Genomic DNA, 17,134 nt, shown 5'->3' on the forward strand with positions numbered 1-17,134 from the left:
TTAAAGAAGATTAAAATTTAACACTTAAACCAAGGTTGAATAACTTCTGAATCAGATAGCTTTCTGCACCGAATGAAGACACAAAGGATTCAGGATCTACATCTTTGAGGCTGGTAATGGTAAAAAGATTGGTCCCGCTAACGTAAAAGCGCGCGTTTGAAATCTTTAATCCACGCAATGCGCTTGCCGGAACGTTATAACCCAATTCCAGGTTTTTAAGACGCAGGTAAGAACCATCTCTTAGCCAGTAACTGGATATTTCTTTGTTGTTGGAGTTGTTTGAAAACAAGCGTGGATAGGAGGCGTAGGTATTGTCAGGTGTCCAACGATCCAGATGCTTTTCTGATGGCACACTATTTCCTGCAAATGCCCATTCTCCCTGACCCGTCATATACTTCTGCACTTTAGCTGCACCCTGCAAAAGTATGCTCAAATCAAAACCTTTATAGCTCCCACCCAGGGAAATACCATAAACCATCCTTGGATAATCCCCCTTTCCAATTACTGTCCTGTCGGCACTTGTAATCTTACCATCGTTATTGATGTCTTTATACCTGATGTCACCGGGTGCAACGTTGGCATATAGAGGTGTTGGTCCGCTGGCTATTTCTGCTGCAGACTGGTATAAACCTTCGGCAACATAGCCCAGATTGGAAGTTAAGTTACCTGAGGCAACGTAAATGGATTGCCCAATTGAACTCTGATAAGGCAATAAACCACTTGCCTCTGGCATATAAATTACTTTATTGCGGTTAAAAGTAACATTAGGTTTAATAAAATAAGTTATTGCGCCCAATGTATTTTGGTGTTCCAGCTGGAATTCAAATCCACTGTTGTCAATGGTAGATAAATTCTCCCTTGGCAAGGTACCGCCAATGGTTGCCGGGATACTGAAACTCCTATCTCCAAGAATATTTTTTGTTCTCTTATAAAAATAATCAGCAGTTAACCCCAGCTGGTTATTAAACAACCTGGTTTCGAATCCAACATTCGTAATATTTGCTTTTTCCCAGGTAAAAGACACATTAGGAATAACACCCGGAACCAGGGCCTGAAGATTTGTATTGCCAAAGATATAGTACCCGTCAAGACCAGTTCCCAGTGTATAAGTGTTCAAATATAAAAACTGCCCAATCCTGTCGTTCCCCAACTGACCATAAGATCCTCTGATTTTCAGGAAATTAATTGCAGAGATATCCTTCAGAAAGGATTCTTCACTTAGCACCCAACCTGCGGATATTGAAGGAAAGAAACCAAATCTTTTATCTTTTGGAAACACATCAGAGCCATCATAACGGAAACTAAATTCGAGGAAATATTTCTCGGCAAAGTTGTATGCCGCACGGCCAACCACACTTTGTCTGGCATTTCTAAAGGCAGAACCGTCATTGTCATCATTTGCAGGATCTCCTGCAAATATCTGATCAACCTGAGCTGAAGGATAATTGCCCCTGGAAGCCTGAAGCCAGTTTCCCTGATTTTCTGTTTGTGTATACAAAGCCAGCAGATCTAAACTATGCCTACCAAATGTTCTTTTATAGTTTAAAGAAGCTTCAGCCAATACAGTCTGTCTTTGTTCCATCCGCTCTGTCAAAGAGGCTTTTGTAATGGATCCATTTATTCTGGTCACATAAGTACCATCGTCATTTCTAATTGAAGTTAAATATGGCTTCGCGAAATTTTTGAAATAGGTTTGATACCTGTTATAGGAAAGTGTGCCTTTAGCACTAAGCCCCTCTATAAACGGAAAATTATAGGTTAACGAACCTACACCTTCCAATACATTAAGCTCTGTGTTCCTATAACCTGCCTCTCCTTTTGACATTAAATATGGACTTCCGTTAACCAAAGAAGAGAAACCACTCGGAATACTGATGTAGTTATAAGCCCCATTACTAAACTTGCTGGGGATTAAAGGAGAAATCATACGGTAAAAACTGGTAATGGCAGATCCCGCTGTTTGATCCTTTGTTTTTTCAAGACGGGCGTTGATGTTCAAACTTACCTTAAGGCTTTTTGAGATATCGGCATCTAAGTTAGACCTCAATGAATACTGCTTATAGCCTGAAGTTTCAAAGAGCCCCCTTTGGTCCAGATAACCGCCAGAAACAAAATACCTGGATTTGTCTCCCCCTCCATTTACGGAAAGATTGTGACGCTGCTGAAAGCTACTGGCTCCCATTATTGCACTATACCAATCCGTATTTGCATACCTGTCAGGATCTGAGCCTGTTCGGATCACTTCCAGTTGTTCAGGTGTATATCCCCTGTTTTGAGCAGGATTAAAGTTATTTTCATTGGTGTACATTTCATTTAACAGTGTTGCATACTGATAGCCGTCAACCAAATCTGCTAACTTTGTTGGTTTTTGCCAGCTGCCGTTGAAGGTATAATTCAATGATGTTTTACCTTTCTCACCACGTCTTGTCGTAATTAGAATAACCCCGTTTGCCGCCCTGGCACCGTACACGGCGGCTGTACCCGCATCCTTTAAAATAGAAATACTCTCGATATCGGAAGGATCTATATGCGGCAACGTTGCATTAATCTGACCTCCTGCTGCATTAACAGCCTCCTGAGGTACGCCATCAATAACAATTAAAGGCGATGAGTTGGTTGGCGAACTTATTCCCCTGATCAGTAACCTGGAATCATCTCTTCCAGGTTGTCCCGATCCTTGAAAAGCAATTAATCCCGGCAGGCGTCCAACCAGGGAATTGCTAATGTTGGCCGCGGGACTTTGCCTCAACTCCGCTCCGCTAACGGTTGCCACCGAACCAGTAATACTGCTTTTCTTCTGTGCAGAATACCCCAGAACAACTACCTCCTGCAAACTTCCCGGAGCAGCAACCATCGTTACCTTTAGCGAGGTTGAGGTTCCTACAGGCACTTCCTGTGTTTTGAAACCTATGTAGCTAAATACCAGTGTCTGGTTTCCGTCGGACGGGATCGTAATGTTAAAATGGCCATTTAAATCAGTTGCAGAACTGGAACTATTGTCACCTTTAACCATAATGGTCACCCCAGACAAGGGATTACCTTCATCATCCAGTACAATTCCGGTAACCTTAGCATCGGCCTGTTCGCCCGCAATCCCATGACTTTCTGCTCTGGCAATCAGAATTTTATTGTTTACTTCGCTAAAGGTCAACCCATTTCCCCTTAAAATCAGGTTTAAAGTGGCTTTAACAGACCGTGTATCTAAAGGAACGCTTAAGTTCTTTGCGTCTTTGATATCGCTGTTCCTAAAGATGAACCTAAAATTGGTTTGTTGCTCAATCTTCTTTATGGCCGATAAAACCGACTCATTTTTAAGTTCCATGGTCACCTGCACCTGAGCCGAGCCCTGCGCTTTTATATTGGAAGCAAACAGGATTTGGAAGGTTGTGGTTATTAAAATAGTTATAATTAGGCTTAAACGCATAATCTGACGAATTATATATCGCGACTTATTGGGGGCAGAAAAGCATAAATAGCTTTCAGCACCCTCTGCTGGTTTTGCAGAAAATTTCATAATTTTAAATGTTTAAATGATCCTCGAAAAATTGTTTATAACAATTTGCTCCAGTTAGCGCTAGAGCAAAAACAATCAACAGCTCCCTGTTTAGCGACAGGGAGTTTTTCGTCAAATGCGCAGGTAGTAAATTTCTCTCATAAATGTTTAGTTAATGGTTTAGGTATATTAAATTGATTAATTATTATTTGCATCCATTACCGGAGATAATGATTTCCCCTGCCTCTTTTTGATATTCTATATGATTGAATGAAGCAATAACCTGCAATATTTCATCCAGACTTTCTCCCTTTAAGAAGGTAGCCGTAAAACGACAACCCTTACTATAATCGTTGGCAAACCTTATTTTTATGTTGAAACGCCGGGCCAGTTGCGCCATCGCATCATCCATGGTTACATCGTCAAAAAACAGGTCATTTTCCTGCCATTCTACAATCCTGCGTGCTTCTACTCCAAGAACTTCGGATTTATTTTGTTTTTGGTTAAAAACAATCTGCTGATCGGGCAGAATAACTCCCAGCGTTTTGTTTTCTTTCTGCACCATCACTTTACCGCGGGTTACAGTTACAATGACATTATTTTCACGGTCAACGTACTTAATGTTAAATGCCGTACCCAGCACTATTGTTTTAATCTTCCCGGTATGCACCACAAACGGTCGGCTGGCATCATGCTTAATATCGAAGTACCCTTCCCCAATCAAAGAGACCTCTCTTGTTTTTTTATTGAAATGAGGCAAAAATATCAGGGTACTTTGCTTGTTAAGCACAACCCTACTTCCGTCAGGAAGCGTAATACCCCTGTGTTCAGCAGTTGCACGCTCCGTGATTAAAGAACTTTGGCCATTAGCTGTAAAATGACCTTCATTAACTCGTTTATTTCCAGCAGGTGTGAGGTATAGGAAAACAAAGAAACCAATGACCAGCAGGGCGGCAGCCCATATGACTCTTCGCAGTATAGGCCTTATCTTAATCACCTTCAAAGAGGGGGCAATTTCTTTATCCTTATCGGAGGCCACCACGCGGTCAAAAATCTGTATGGCACTGTTTTTATCCAACACTTCTTCTGTAAAATGTTTCTCCCATTCACTATCCATCAATTCATCGAGTTCGCTAACCGCATTTCCACTGTTAACCAGTGTCATAAATTCGGCATGTTCTTCCTTGGTACAGGTTTGATCGGCATATTTCCGAAACAAATACATTAATCGTTCCTTATTCATGGGGATATATATTTTTCGCAGGGCACATCATCAGGCCTTTAATTAGATGACAACTGGAATTCAAAAAGGGAGTAGTCGAAATAAAAATTATTTTGCCAGGTGAAATAAAATAACCAGCAACAGGGGTAGGTCTGCATGATTGTCCATAAGCCCCCGAATGGTTTTGGTCGCCTCGCGAAGATGCACTTTTACCGTCAGCGGTGAAATGTGGAGGCGTTCAGCAACATCTTTCTGTTTCAACCCTTCCATATGGCACATCCGGTAAATATTCTGTTGCTGAGGAGGTAACTTTTGAATGGCCTCGTTTAACAAAGCCAATGTTTCCTTAACCATAATACCGCTTTCAGTTGTGTTATCAATATCGTTCCACTCCTTCTGACTTATCTCATTGGTCTTAAAGTCAAGTGCCAATTTTTTCAACGCATTAAGGGTAAGATTTTTGGAAACAACCCGTAGGTAAGCTCCGAAATTATTGATTTCCGGAAGTTTGTCTCTTTTTAACCAGATATTGGTAAAAACATCCTGCACAATATCCTCAGAAAGCTGTTGCGATCTTAAAAACCGAAAAGCATAGGCATAAACCTTAGCGCTGTAATGATCGAAAATCCGCCCGAACGCTTGCTGATCACCATCAGCAACTTTAGTCATCAATGGTTTGTCATCACCCGGTTCCAAGACTTTAGCTCCCATGTAACTAAGTTATTATTTTAGCCATAAAGTTACATAAAGTTGGTCACAAGTTTTAATTCTTATCAGCTAAAGCGTCTTTAGCATCACAAATCAGAAAGCATTTTAGTAAAAAAAGGTTTTTTTTTGCCGCTTAACTATGGATATTTTTATTAAATCGGATATGCGGTAACATTTTTAACCACTCTTAGCACAAAAGAACTGTTAACTCTGGATACATTAGCCAATTTTGCCAGTTTATCCCGGAGAAAATCCGAATACTCATCCAAATCACGGGTGGCTACCTTCAGAATAAAATCACTATCACCAGACATTTGAAAGCATTCCATCACTTCATCAAATTTAGAAACTTCCTGTTCAAATTGAATCAGAATCTCTGCAGTATGGCTACTCATATGGACATGGGGAAAAGTAATCAACCCCCTGTCTATTTTGTTTCGGTCCAGAATTGCAACGGTACTTTTTATATACCCCTGGTCAATCAGTTTCCTTCTTCGTTCCTGAATAGCCGCCACAGACCTGTGCAGCCGAACCGCCAGTTCCTTGTTGGTAAGGGTGGCATCATGCTGAAGGATTTTTAACAGTTCAAGGTCAATTGTGTCTAATTGCATATCAATAAATCAGTTCAGGTGTAAAAAAAACGCCAAAAGAATATTTACGGTAACCAAAACTAGCAAAAAAACATAAATATATTGATTTTACAAGTAAAAAAACTGAAAATGATCGTATCTATTGTGCATTAAAAGGAATATATAGAGTTTTGGCAATCACTTCAATAAAAGTTATGCTGGCTGAAACCAAAGAACAAACCTGTTTAAGCACCACCCTGGTAAATAAATTCGACCACCTCTGGCATTTGGTGGGCAACACCCCCATGTTGGAAATCCATTATACTTATAAGGGAATTCCCAGCAAGATCTATGTGAAATGCGAACATTACAATCTTACCGGAAGTATCAAAGACAGAATGGCGCTGAACATCATTTATGAGGCGTATAATCATTGTGCAATAAAACCCGGAGACACCATTATTGAAGCTACCAGTGGAAATACAGGGATTGCCTTTGCCGCTATCGGTAAGGCCCTTGGCCACCCGGTGAAGATCATTATGCCCAACTGGCTAAGTAAGGAAAGAACAGACATCATCAAAAGCCTTGGGGCAGAGGTAGTCCTGATCAGTAAGGAAGAAGGCGGATTTGTAGGCAGTATTAAACTTTGTGAACAGCTGGCTGCCGAGGGTAACGTTTTCCTCCCTCAGCAATTTGAGAACAAGTACAATGAGCAGGCCCATGAAAAAACCACGGGACAGGAAATATGGGAACAACTGCAAACCAGAGATCTGGTGCCGGATGCATTCGTAGCAGGTGTGGGTACAGGTGGAACTGTGATGGGTGTAGGTAAAAGGCTAAAAAACTACCATCCCAGCATCAAAATCCATCCACTGGAACCCGCCGAAAGTCCAACACTGACCACAGGCTATAAAGTAGGAAGCCACAGAATCCAGGGGATTTCTGATGAATTCATTCCGCAGATCGTTAAACTGGACAAACTGGACAAAGTCATCCAGGCTAATGACGGTGATGCCATCATCATGGCTCAGAAACTCGCGAAAGAACTGGGACTCGCGGTAGGCATTTCCTCGGGGGCGAATGTAATCGGGGCAATTAAACTAAAACAGGAACTGGGAGCAGCAGCAGTAGTGGTCACCCTACTTTGCGACAGCAACAAAAAGTACCTGAGTACTGACCTGGTTAAAGAAGAACCTATCAGGGACTTCTATATCTCAACAGATACCATCTTTACAGGTTACGACCCCATCTGCCGACTCAGCTAACACTAAAACAATCAACCAACCAAAAAACACATAAACATGAAAAATCTATTTGTATTTGCCCTGGCGCTTTTTTTAAGCTTTTCGGCCAGCAGCCAAATTCTCAAGCCCGTGAAATGGAGCTATGCAGCCAAGAAAACTTCTAAAACAGAAGCCATCCTCTACCTCAAAGCCACTATAGAAGACCGCTGGCATATCTACTCCCAAAATATGGCAGATGGCGGACCTGTGAAAACAAGCTTTAGCTTTGTGCCTTCAAAAACTTACAAACTAAGTGGAAAAACCGTTGAGCCCAAAGCAATTACCAAATTTGAAAAGTCTTTTGAAATGAATGTCAGTTATTTTGAAAAATCTGTCATTTTTCAACAAAAGATAAAATTGACAGGAGCTAAAGCGCTCGTTAAAGGCACCCTCGAATTTATGGTTTGTGATGACCAGCAGTGTTTGCCACCCGAAACTGTTGAATTTTCGATTCCTGTAAGCTAGTCGAAATGAAACCGATGTACTACCCAACCGTCATCAAAACGCTTATGATGACGGTGCTATTTATTATGGCGTCCCTTAATCCTATTTTTTCACAAGAATCGGATACTTCAATGGCTAATGTTGAATTTACCGAGATTGTACCCGACACTACACTTAAGACCGATACATTGACTACTGTTCAGGCAGGGACGGCTGATACTGTAAAAAAAATAACAGCAACCAGCACCCAGGTCAAAACCAGTAAGGCAGAAAAAGAGAAAACATTGTGGGAAACGTTCATTGCAGGATTGGCAGGAGGTTTTCTAGCCTTCCTGATGCCATGCATTTTTCCAATGGTACCACTTACCATCAGCTATTTCACCAAAAGAGCAGGAAGCAAAAGTAAAGGTATCGGTCAGGCCCTGATCTACGGACTGTCCATCATTGTCATTTATGTAGGACTGGGCTTACTGATCACTGTTATATTTGGTTCTGCGGGACTAAATGCATTAAGTGCCAGCGGGTTGTTCAACTTTTTATTCTTCCTTCTGCTAGTGGTGTTTGCGATCTCTTTTTTTGGGGCATTTGAAATTACCCTACCCAGTTCATTTGTAAACAAAATAGACAACAAGGCCGACAACAGTAAAGGACTTGGCGGTATTTTCTTCATGGCAGCCTCCTTAGCATTGGTTTCCTTCTCCTGTACAGGACCTATTATTGGCACCTTGCTGGTACAGGCCAGTTCCAAAGGCGAACTACTGGCTCCAGCTATAGGGATGTTTGGGTTCGCCCTGGCTTTAGCCTTACCATTTACCTTATCGGCTATATTTCCCGGTGTTTTGAATAGTATGCCCAAATCAGGCGGATGGCTAAACAGTATAAAAGTATGTCTGGGTTTCCTGGAACTGGCCCTGGCCTTAAAGTTCCTCTCCTCAGCCGACCTCGCCTGGCACTGGGAGTGGTTTGATCGGGAAGTTTTCCTGGTACTGTGGATCGTCATCTTTATGCTCATGGGGATTTATCTGCTGGGCAAGATCAAGTTTTCACATGACAGCGATGTGCCCTATGTATCTGTACCACGTTTATTTTTCGCCATCCTGTCCTTTTCATTTGCCTTATATATGGTGCCCGGCTTATGGGGGGCACCTGTCAGCGTATTAAGCGGCCTTGCACCACCAATGAACACCCAGGATTTTATCCTGAGCAGCAATGGAATTGTTCCGGTTACAACATCAGTCAATTTTCCAGCAAAGGTGAAGCATAGTGAATCATTAAAGGCCCCATTGGGTTTTCATCCTTTCTTTGACCTGGAGGAAGGTCTGGCGTATGCAAAGAAGGTGGGTAAACCTGTGCTGCTTGACTTTACCGGGCATACCTGCGTGAACTGCCGGAGAATGGAGGACCTGGTGTGGGTGGACAAGGAGGTCAGTAGGCTGATCAATGAGGAATATGTACTGATCCAACTCTATGCCGACGACCGTAACATTAAGATGCCTGCAAACGAAATCCACTACTCTAAAATTTTAAAACGCAAAACTGAGGACCTTGGTTATTGGAACCTGGATTTCCAGGCCACTAAATATGGTTCAAACGCCCAGCCTTTATATGTTCTGGCAGGCCATGACCTGGTTCCTTTGGTGGAAACACAGGGGGCCAATTTTGATACCAAGGCCTATGCAACCTATCTTAAAAGCGGATTGACAGCATTTAAGAATAAATAAACAAGTCTACTTATAAAAAACAAAATAGGAGTTAATAATTAACCAGGATCGGTGGATGCCGACCTGGTTTACTTACAAAAAAGATAAAAATATGAGATATAAGTTTCTAATAACGTTGTCGCTTTCAGGACTTTTCCTTTGCGCCAGTGCACAACAGGTAAAATTTACCGAATACGACCTGGCAAATGGCCTGCATGTAATCCTTCATCAGGATAAGACTGCCCCGGTAGTGGCTGTATCGGTCATGTATCATGTAGGTTCTAAAGACGAGGATCCTCAAAGAACAGGTTTTGCACATTTTTTCGAGCACTTACTATTTGAAGGCAGTGAAAACATGAAACGTGGAGATTTTATGAAGATCGTTAGCAGCAACGGTGGCCAGAACAATGCAAACACCAGTCAGGACAGAACATTTTATTACGAAGTATTTCCTTCTAATCAGCTGGAACTGGGTTTATGGCTAGAAAGCGAGCGTATGCTCCATCCTAAAATTGACGATGCAGGTGTTAAAACCCAGCGCGAAGTAGTTAAAGAAGAAAAGCGTATGCGTATGGACAACAAACCTTATGGGAAATTTGCGGAAAACATCTTCAGTCATTTGTTTGATGGCCATCCTTATAGCTGGCAACCAATAGGATCAATGGCGCATCTGGATGCAGCAAAACTAGATGAGTTTATTGCCTTTTTCAAAAAATATTATGCCCCTAACAATGCGGTGTTGACCATCGCTGGAGACCTGGACATTGAAAACACCAAAATACTGATTGCCAAATATTTTAACGAAGTGCCTATAGGAGTTCCGGTGATCAAAGGCACTTTCGAACTCAAACCAATCGCTAAACAAATCGTAGATACGGTTTATGATGCCAATATTCAAATTCCCGCAATATTTGCGGCCTACCGTATTCCCGGAATGAAGAGCCGCGAGAACAAAGTCCTCGAAATGGTCAGCACAATTTTATCTGGTGGAGGAAGTTCAAGGTTAAGCACAAAAATGGTCGATCAGAAAAAAACGGCCCTGGAGGTGGCAGCCTTCAACTACACACTGGAAGATTATGGTGCCTACATTACGCTTGCCCTACCCAACAACAATACTCCTTTAAATGGCCTTTTAACGGATATTGACGCAGAGGTTACCCGATTACAGTCAGATCTGATCACAGAATCAGAATATACAAAACTCCAAAATCAATTTGAGAATGGGTATGTCAGTGCCAATAGTAAAATGATCGGGGTTGCAGAAAGCCTTGCCAACGGATATACCCTTCATAAAAATACGAATGACCTGAATGAGCAGCTGGCTCAGGTGAAATCAATCACCAAAGAAGAGATCAGGGATGTTGCCCGGAAATATTTAACTAAAGATCAGCGTGTAGTACTTTACTATTTACCAAAGAAATAACATGAAGAAGATATTCATATTCGCCGTTTCAGTCCTGTTTACTCAAGCAGCTATGGCACAAAAATTAGATAGAAGTCAAAAGCCGAAACCAGGGCCTGCACCAGCTATCACTTTCGCCGATCCTGTAATTTATGACCTGTCAAACGGCATCACCGTTCTGGTCGTAGAAAATCATAAATTGCCAAAGGTTTCAGCAAGTTACAGTATTGATGCCGGCCCCATTACTGAAGGTTCAAAAGCCGGAGTTATCGGATTACTGGGCGGCATGTTGAATGAAGGAACAGTTACAAAAACGAAGGCACAGTTTGATGAAGCTGTAGACCAAATGGGCGCAGAAGTAGCGCTTACCTCAGGTGGCGGTCAAGTCTCTGCCCTAACCCGCTATTTCAGTAGTGCCTTTCTATTAATGGCAGATGCCCTGAGGAATCCTGCTTTTCCTGAAGGTTCATTTGACAAGCTAAAATCACAAAGCCTTACCAATTTAAAATCCACCGAACGAAGCACTACTGCAATTTCAGGCCGAGTAGTTAATGCACTATCATTTGGTTTGAAGCACCCCTTTGGAGAGTTTGAAACAGCGCAAAGCATTCAAACCATCACGCTGGAGGATATTAAAGTTGCTTATAAAAAATATGTAACTCCTTCAAGAGGTTACCTGACTTTTGTCGGCGACATTAAACCGGAAGCTGCAAAAGCATTGGCCTTAAAAGCATTTGGAGACTGGAGAGGATCTGTTCTGACCTTCCCTGTTTTGGATAAAGTTAGTAACCCTGCTAAAACAGAAGTAGATGTTGTGGATGTACCTAACGCAGTTCAGTCTGAGCTCACGGTAACCAATCTTATTGAGCTTCCAATGAGCAGTCCGGATTATCACGCAGTATTGCTTGCCAATCAGATTCTAGGGGGTGGAGCTGATGCAAAGCTTTTTAGAAATCTGAGAGAAAAACACGGCTTTACATACGGAGCCTATTCGAGAACCGGCTCAGGGAGAGGACAATCAACTTTCAGTGCTACAGCTTCAGTAAGAAACGAAAAAGTGGACAGTGCTGTAGTCGAATTTTTAAAAGAGATCACAATCATGCGTAACGAAAGAGTCAGCCCGGAAATCCTTCAGAATGCGAAAAACTTATACAACGGTTCTTTTGCCCTGGGGCTTGAAAATCCAGCACGCAGTGCAGGTTTTGCCAGCAACATTCTGATCAACAAACTTCCAAAAGATTTCTACCGTACATACCTGCAAAAACTCAATGCAGTTACTGCAGCGGATATTTTGCGTGTAAGTAAAAAGTACTTCAACCATGATAATTCCAGAGTAGTTATTGTAGGACAGGCAAATCAATTTCTGCCAGGCCTGAAAAAAACAGGTTTTACCATAAAAGAATATGACAGCTATGCCACACCAATAGTGAGTAAATAGTCACCTATTGAGAAAAGAGAAAGCGGTTGAAACTTCAACCGCTTTCTTGGTTACAGGTTATCGTGTTGCCCTCTACAACATGTGTGCGGGTCAAAGGCAATACCAGGGGCTTTCCCTCAATAAATATAGAGGCAACGTGATAGACGGATAGACCACAACCCATGTCTTTAACGCTGCAATTAGTTTCATTTTTGTTTTCATACAAATTACTTTTTTGAATACTTATCAAAGGTAATTTCGATTGTAGCCTGCGGGATAGGACAAAAATGAAGTTGAATAGGACTTATTTGATTTTTTTTCAGAATGCCTCGGGCGAAGTGCCTGTATGCTTTTTGAAAAATCTGATAAAATAGGAAATATCTTCATAACCCAGGTAACAGGCTATCTGGCTGACCTGACTAGATGTGGCAAGCAACTGTCTTTTAGCTTCCAGGATAATGTATTCGTTAATGTATCAATTTGAATGTACATCGAAATAGTATCGATCTTCACATAGGTAACTTTTTCAGAGAAAAGAATGAACTTATAGGGAGTTAGAGTTTAAAATTATGCTTATTGGTCCCATAAAATAAAAATATTCTGTAATTTAAAATCCGGACTGATCAAACAACTGAATTTATGGACAACTATTTTATTATCCAACCACCTTATACCAAAGTAAGACCTAACCCATCGCTTTTAAAACTTGTGAAGGTTTTGAACAAGGCTTTCAGGAAGCTAAAGCTTGGCCTGGTGATTAGCCCTATAGATACCACTGTAGACATGAATACAATTGAACAGCGAATCAATTACTATCATCTACTGAATACGGTAATACAGAATGGTATAGCGGGTGATGTGGTGGAATTGGGGTGTTTTTCCGGACAGTGCGCGCTGCTTTTTGGGAAAGTTATTGAACAGAACCATTCTGATAAAAAGCTCCACCTTTATGACTCCTTTGAAATTAAGTTTGCGGAGAAAAGAAATGTAGAAGATGTTTTGAAGGAAGGTTTTAGCCAGGCTAAACTCAGACTACCTGAACTGCACAAGGGTTATTTTGAACAGACTTTACCAGACCAACTACCCGAAAAGATAGCTTTTGCACATATTGATTGCGGCCATGGCGGCGATAAGCTGCAGCATAAGGAAATTATGTTATTCTGCCTCGGTCAGATTTACCCTAAAATGTCGCCAGGATCGATATGCGTACTGATGGACTATAACGACCCCAAAATCAACGGCCCGGGGCACGATGCCAACCCTGGAGTTAAACTGGCATGGGATGAGTTTTTTAAAGGTAGGCCGGAGCAAATTGTACCTTTATATGGCAACCAGTATTTTCATGCCTATTTCACAAAACAATAAATAAGGTGTGTATTTCTTCCCCAATTTTGGTGGTGAAAAATATAACAGACAAGCAATTCCTTTTTTTTTGTAAATAACTGTGTTTTAAATCGATACAAGCTTATTATTTCAGTGGTTCCTTTGTATTATTTTTGCGGGAACTAACATTGATCATGATTCTCGTCTATATGTTAGAGGACCCTACGGCTTTAATCACCAGCAAGCTTTAATGAACACTTAATTCACTTATGAGCTCATAAAATCATCCTACCACAAGCTGTCTGATGGTCCAAAGAACAGCCTACGGTAAATTAATTGATAAGAAGATTAAAGCAAAAGAAGAGCAGCAAATATCCAAACAGAAAACCTCTCAACAAGAGATGATCGGCATTCAGTAATTAATTGTATTGATGCCATCATTTCAGATTTTTATTAGGTGAGAACAAAAGCAACAGAGAATTACGAACCAATATTCTGCAAATATTTTCGTGATTTTTATGCAGGTGTGTGCACTTTGCAAAATAATGAGTACTATTTTGCAAATCCGTATCTTTACATCATCAAGTACCAGCTAACTACCATTCACAACCCCTTTGATAAACTCCTTCAGCGTGGTCTTTCCCTTTACCGGGTTGACAGGCATCTTATAATCCTGTTCCAGCGTCAGCTTGGTCATCGTCGCCATAGACTCCGCTGCTTCCAAAGAAAAACCACCCTTTTGCAAATACGATACCCACTCTGCCTCAGGAACAACCGCAACCTCCACCGGTTTACGCAATGCCTCAGCAAAAGCCTCGGCCACATCACCAGGTGAATATGCTTCGGGCCCCTCAATGTAATAACTATCCGTTTTTTCCAAAGGTTCCAACATCAGACCAACTCCAAACTCCCCAATGTCTGCAGGCGACACCATCGGCAATTTAAAATCCGCCGGGTAAAAACTATATAACTTTCCCGTTTCCCGAGCCTGATCCGTCGAAAAAATCCAATTGCTCATATAATAAGCCCCATGCATCACGCTCGCAGGAATACCGATCCTACTTAATGACTGCTCCATCTCATATAACACCCCCAGATCTCCAATCCCTTTACCCGGCTGGGCCCCATACGTAGATTCCGCGACCACCTTCTGAATTTTAGATCCCTGCAAAGCAGCAAGGATCGCCGTTACAGTTTTCTCCTCCTCTTTAACCGTGTCGGTAGAAGGATCAGCAGGCGGGTTCAATAAAAACAAACGTTCCCCGGTATCAAACACCTTCCGCAATTTATCCACCTCCAGCACATTGACCACCGCCACCTGCGCTCCTTTATCCTCCCATTTTTTTTTCTTTTTCTCATCATGAGAAACAATCGTCACTTTTTCTCCCCGTTCCAACAGCCTGGCAGCCAAAACAGATCCGATATTTCCGGTACCTCCTAAAATGATATGCATAAATCTCGTTTTTAAATGAACACTCTCGAAAAAACAAAGCATCCCATTAGAAGGTTTATATTTACGATAGGCAAAAAGAAAAAATGACCATGGCCAAACCGAAAACCTCCATAGCAGCCGTCTACGATAAGGTTGCCAAAAAATATGCCGTTCAGTTCAAAGATGAGTTGCAAGAAAAGCCACTGGACAGATTACTGCTGGAAGCCTTTGCCAAAGAAAACAAAAGAAAAGGCACCCTGATCGATCTCGGATGTGGGCCGGGACAAACCACCAGGTTTCTAAAAGACGCCGGGCAAACCGAAATTACCGGGCTAGACCTCAGCCCGGAAATGATCAGCCAGGCCAAAAAACTGCACCCGGACATCGACTTCCAAACCGGAGACCTGCTGACCCTCACTCTACCCGAAAACACCTACGGATCCGCCATCGCGTTTTATGCCATCGTCCATTTCTATCCGGATCAGCTGCCACAGGTATTCACGCAAGTCCATAAAATCCTCAAACCAAAGGCTCAATTTCTCCTGTCCTTCCATTGCGGGGATAAGTTCATTCACCTGGACGAATGGTTCGACGAAAAAGTAGACATCGACTTCTATATGTTTGACCCGGACCAGGTCATCCAAAGCCTGAAAGATGCCGGATTTGAAATCAAAGATGCGCTCGTGCGTTATCCCTATCCGAGTGAACACCAGACCCAAAGGGCTTATATCAAATGCGTGAAAAGCCGAAAATAACAAGAAAAAATACTATGAAAATCATTCCCCCTCCTACTGACCAGCAGCTACTCAAAGAGGAACCGCCCCTAGCCAGGCTCATACCCGATCACGATCTGTTCCATCATCTGCAAGAAAACATCAAAAAGACCTTTGCCCAGCTACAATATTTAACCGAAGCGCAGCTTCTTTTCCGCTATGCGTCCGGCAAATACAGCATCAAGGAAACCCTGCTGCACATGACCGATATGGAACGCACATACAGCTACCGGATCCTACGCACCGCAAGAAATGATCAGACTCCGATGGAAGGATTCGACGCAGAAGTCTATGTAAAGACATCCGGCGCCGACAGCAGAAACATCAAAGACCTGCTGAACGAATTCGCCAGCCAGAGAAAAGCCACCATAAGCCTACTCCAAAGCATGCCCGAGAAAAGTTTAACCTATACCGGATTACTTTACGGAATCCCAGTCACCATCAGCGCCCTGGCCTACCATATCGCAGGCCATGAACTTCATCACCTGGAGATCATACGTACCCGCTACCTGAATAACCATCGTTAATTAGAAAAAGATATACTTATGAAATCCCTGACACTGCTCAACCCCGCCCAACTCGGCCAAACGATAACCGAAGATTACAGCAACCTGCCAATCAGTCTGGTAAACGACCATGTGGTGCGACTGAGCATCATGACCCAGCCTTATTACTGGCACTTTCATCCTAATTCGGATGAAAGTTTCCTTGGGGTAGAAGGAATATTGGTTATAGAACTGGAAGACCAGATAATTGAACTCTATCCCGGTCAGCTTTTTACCATACCCAGGAACACCCTTCACCAAACACGTCCGAAAGCAGAGCGATCTGTCAATCTCACCTTCGAGCACCAGGACATGGAAACAGTCAAAAAAGAATCTGATCCCAAAAGCGATAATTCTTGAATTACCTCAGGGATAAAATTTGAGCAGGATTCTGCACCAAAACAAAAAATTACCCGTAATATGCAGCAACCTGGCATACCAACCCCTGCCCGTTAAAAGTCATCACCTCTGCTGTTTTTTTACCTGAACCAGTATTCAGGTAGTATAAAGTCAGTCCATCGGTACCGACTAAAACATCCAGTAGCTCAAAATGCAGGTCTGGCATTTTCTCCAGTGCACGGATCCAGTAAGCCCTGACAGCTTCCTTTCCCGAAACGACACCATCCTGCAGATCCAACAGACGGGCTGCCACTGGAGATTTAATGACAAAATCCGCTGAGTAATGACTTAACACCCTTTCCAGGTCATGCGCGTTAAAAGCACTGATCCATTCCTGCGCAAATTCCAGCGCGAATTCTTCTGTTATTTTCATAAAGTATAGTTTAAAAAACCTGCTTAATTTAAAAAATTAAACCAGTCCTTA

At 42.2% G+C, this 17,134-nt stretch carries 16 protein-coding genes; 9 read left to right on the top strand and 7 right to left on the bottom strand.

Annotated elements, in window-relative coordinates; all coding sequences use genetic code 11:
• Positions 1-10: 10 nt before the first annotated feature.
• The 4 genes from HQN86_RS24020 to HQN86_RS24035 form a co-directional block, all read right to left on the bottom strand.
• Positions 11-3,514: a TonB-dependent receptor gene (locus HQN86_RS24020; protein WP_172663387.1), complete on the bottom strand. Its 3,504-nt coding sequence runs from the start codon at positions 3,512-3,514 to the stop codon at positions 11-13.
• A gap of 184 nt (positions 3,515-3,698) precedes the next feature.
• Positions 3,699-4,736: a FecR family protein gene (locus tag HQN86_RS24025; RefSeq protein WP_172663388.1), complete on the bottom strand. Its 1,038-nt coding sequence runs from the start codon at positions 4,734-4,736 to the stop codon at positions 3,699-3,701.
• Positions 4,737-4,823: 87 nt separating this feature from the next.
• On the bottom strand, positions 4,824-5,426 hold the full coding sequence (locus HQN86_RS24030) for an RNA polymerase sigma-70 factor (protein ID WP_172663389.1): 603 nt from the start codon (positions 5,424-5,426) through the stop codon (positions 4,824-4,826).
• 149 nt (positions 5,427-5,575) lie between these two features.
• Positions 5,576-6,034 carry an Lrp/AsnC family transcriptional regulator gene (locus HQN86_RS24035; protein WP_172663390.1) on the bottom strand — a complete coding sequence of 153 codons (459 nt, stop codon included), beginning with the start codon at positions 6,032-6,034 and terminating at the stop codon, positions 5,576-5,578.
• A 173-nt stretch (positions 6,035-6,207) separates the two neighbouring features.
• Here HQN86_RS24035 and HQN86_RS24040 point away from each other — a divergent pair, with 173 nt between their 5' ends.
• The 5 genes from HQN86_RS24040 to HQN86_RS24060 all read left to right on the top strand — a co-directional run bounded on the left by HQN86_RS24040 (position 6,208) and on the right by HQN86_RS24060 (position 12,259).
• Positions 6,208-7,257 carry a PLP-dependent cysteine synthase family protein gene (locus HQN86_RS24040; protein WP_172663391.1) on the top strand — a complete coding sequence of 350 codons (1,050 nt, stop codon included), beginning with the start codon at positions 6,208-6,210 and terminating at the stop codon, positions 7,255-7,257.
• Between the two features lie 36 nt (positions 7,258-7,293).
• The gene (locus HQN86_RS24045) at positions 7,294-7,740 is read left to right on the top strand and encodes a protein-disulfide reductase DsbD domain-containing protein (RefSeq protein ID WP_172663392.1); all 447 of its coding nucleotides are present in this window, start codon (positions 7,294-7,296) and stop codon (positions 7,738-7,740) included.
• A gap of 5 nt (positions 7,741-7,745) precedes the next feature.
• Positions 7,746-9,440 carry a protein-disulfide reductase DsbD family protein gene (locus tag HQN86_RS24050; RefSeq protein WP_172663393.1) on the top strand — a complete coding sequence of 565 codons (1,695 nt, stop codon included), beginning with the start codon at positions 7,746-7,748 and terminating at the stop codon, positions 9,438-9,440.
• Positions 9,441-9,531: 91 nt separating this feature from the next.
• Entirely contained in the window at positions 9,532-10,842 is a 1,311-nt protein-coding gene (locus tag HQN86_RS24055) for a M16 family metallopeptidase (RefSeq protein WP_172663394.1), read from the top strand.
• A 1-nt stretch (position 10,843) separates the two neighbouring features.
• A complete protein-coding gene (locus tag HQN86_RS24060; RefSeq protein ID WP_172663395.1) occupies positions 10,844-12,259 on the top strand; it encodes a M16 family metallopeptidase in 1,416 nt (471 codons plus the stop codon).
• Positions 12,260-12,557: 298 nt separating this feature from the next.
• On the opposite strand, the gene HQN86_RS27190 is transcribed toward HQN86_RS24060, so the two are convergent.
• Positions 12,558-12,710, bottom strand: a complete 153-nt coding sequence (locus tag HQN86_RS27190) for a helix-turn-helix domain-containing protein (protein WP_172663926.1) — start codon at positions 12,708-12,710, stop codon at positions 12,558-12,560.
• A 167-nt stretch (positions 12,711-12,877) separates the two neighbouring features.
• Between HQN86_RS27190 and HQN86_RS24070 the strand changes: the two genes are divergently transcribed.
• Positions 12,878-13,603 carry a TylF/MycF/NovP-related O-methyltransferase gene (locus tag HQN86_RS24070; RefSeq protein ID WP_172663396.1) on the top strand — a complete coding sequence of 242 codons (726 nt, stop codon included), beginning with the start codon at positions 12,878-12,880 and terminating at the stop codon, positions 13,601-13,603.
• 550 nt (positions 13,604-14,153) lie between these two features.
• Here the strand turns inward: HQN86_RS24070 and HQN86_RS24075 are convergent.
• Entirely contained in the window at positions 14,154-15,014 is an 861-nt protein-coding gene (locus HQN86_RS24075; protein WP_172663397.1) for an NmrA family NAD(P)-binding protein, read from the bottom strand.
• An 89-nt stretch (positions 15,015-15,103) separates the two neighbouring features.
• On the opposite strand from HQN86_RS24075, the gene HQN86_RS24080 reads away from it, so the two are divergent.
• From HQN86_RS24080 to HQN86_RS24090, 3 genes are read left to right on the top strand one after another with little or no spacing between them, the layout of a single operon-like run.
• A complete protein-coding gene (locus HQN86_RS24080; RefSeq protein ID WP_172663398.1) occupies positions 15,104-15,748 on the top strand; it encodes a class I SAM-dependent DNA methyltransferase in 645 nt (214 codons plus the stop codon).
• A 14-nt stretch (positions 15,749-15,762) separates the two neighbouring features.
• Positions 15,763-16,293, top strand: a complete 531-nt coding sequence (locus HQN86_RS24085) for a DinB family protein (RefSeq protein WP_172663399.1) — start codon at positions 15,763-15,765, stop codon at positions 16,291-16,293.
• A gap of 18 nt (positions 16,294-16,311) precedes the next feature.
• A complete protein-coding gene (locus HQN86_RS24090) occupies positions 16,312-16,671 on the top strand; it encodes a cupin domain-containing protein (protein ID WP_172663400.1) in 360 nt (119 codons plus the stop codon).
• Between the two features lie 49 nt (positions 16,672-16,720).
• Here HQN86_RS24090 and HQN86_RS24095 read toward each other — a convergent pair whose 3' ends face one another.
• Positions 16,721-17,083 carry a nuclear transport factor 2 family protein gene (locus HQN86_RS24095; RefSeq protein WP_172663401.1) on the bottom strand — a complete coding sequence of 121 codons (363 nt, stop codon included), beginning with the start codon at positions 17,081-17,083 and terminating at the stop codon, positions 16,721-16,723.
• Positions 17,084-17,134 lie beyond the last annotated feature (51 nt).

The sequence above is a fragment of the Pedobacter panaciterrae genome (assembly GCF_013204795.1).
Taxonomy (GTDB): domain Bacteria; phylum Bacteroidota; class Bacteroidia; order Sphingobacteriales; family Sphingobacteriaceae; genus Pedobacter; species Pedobacter panaciterrae.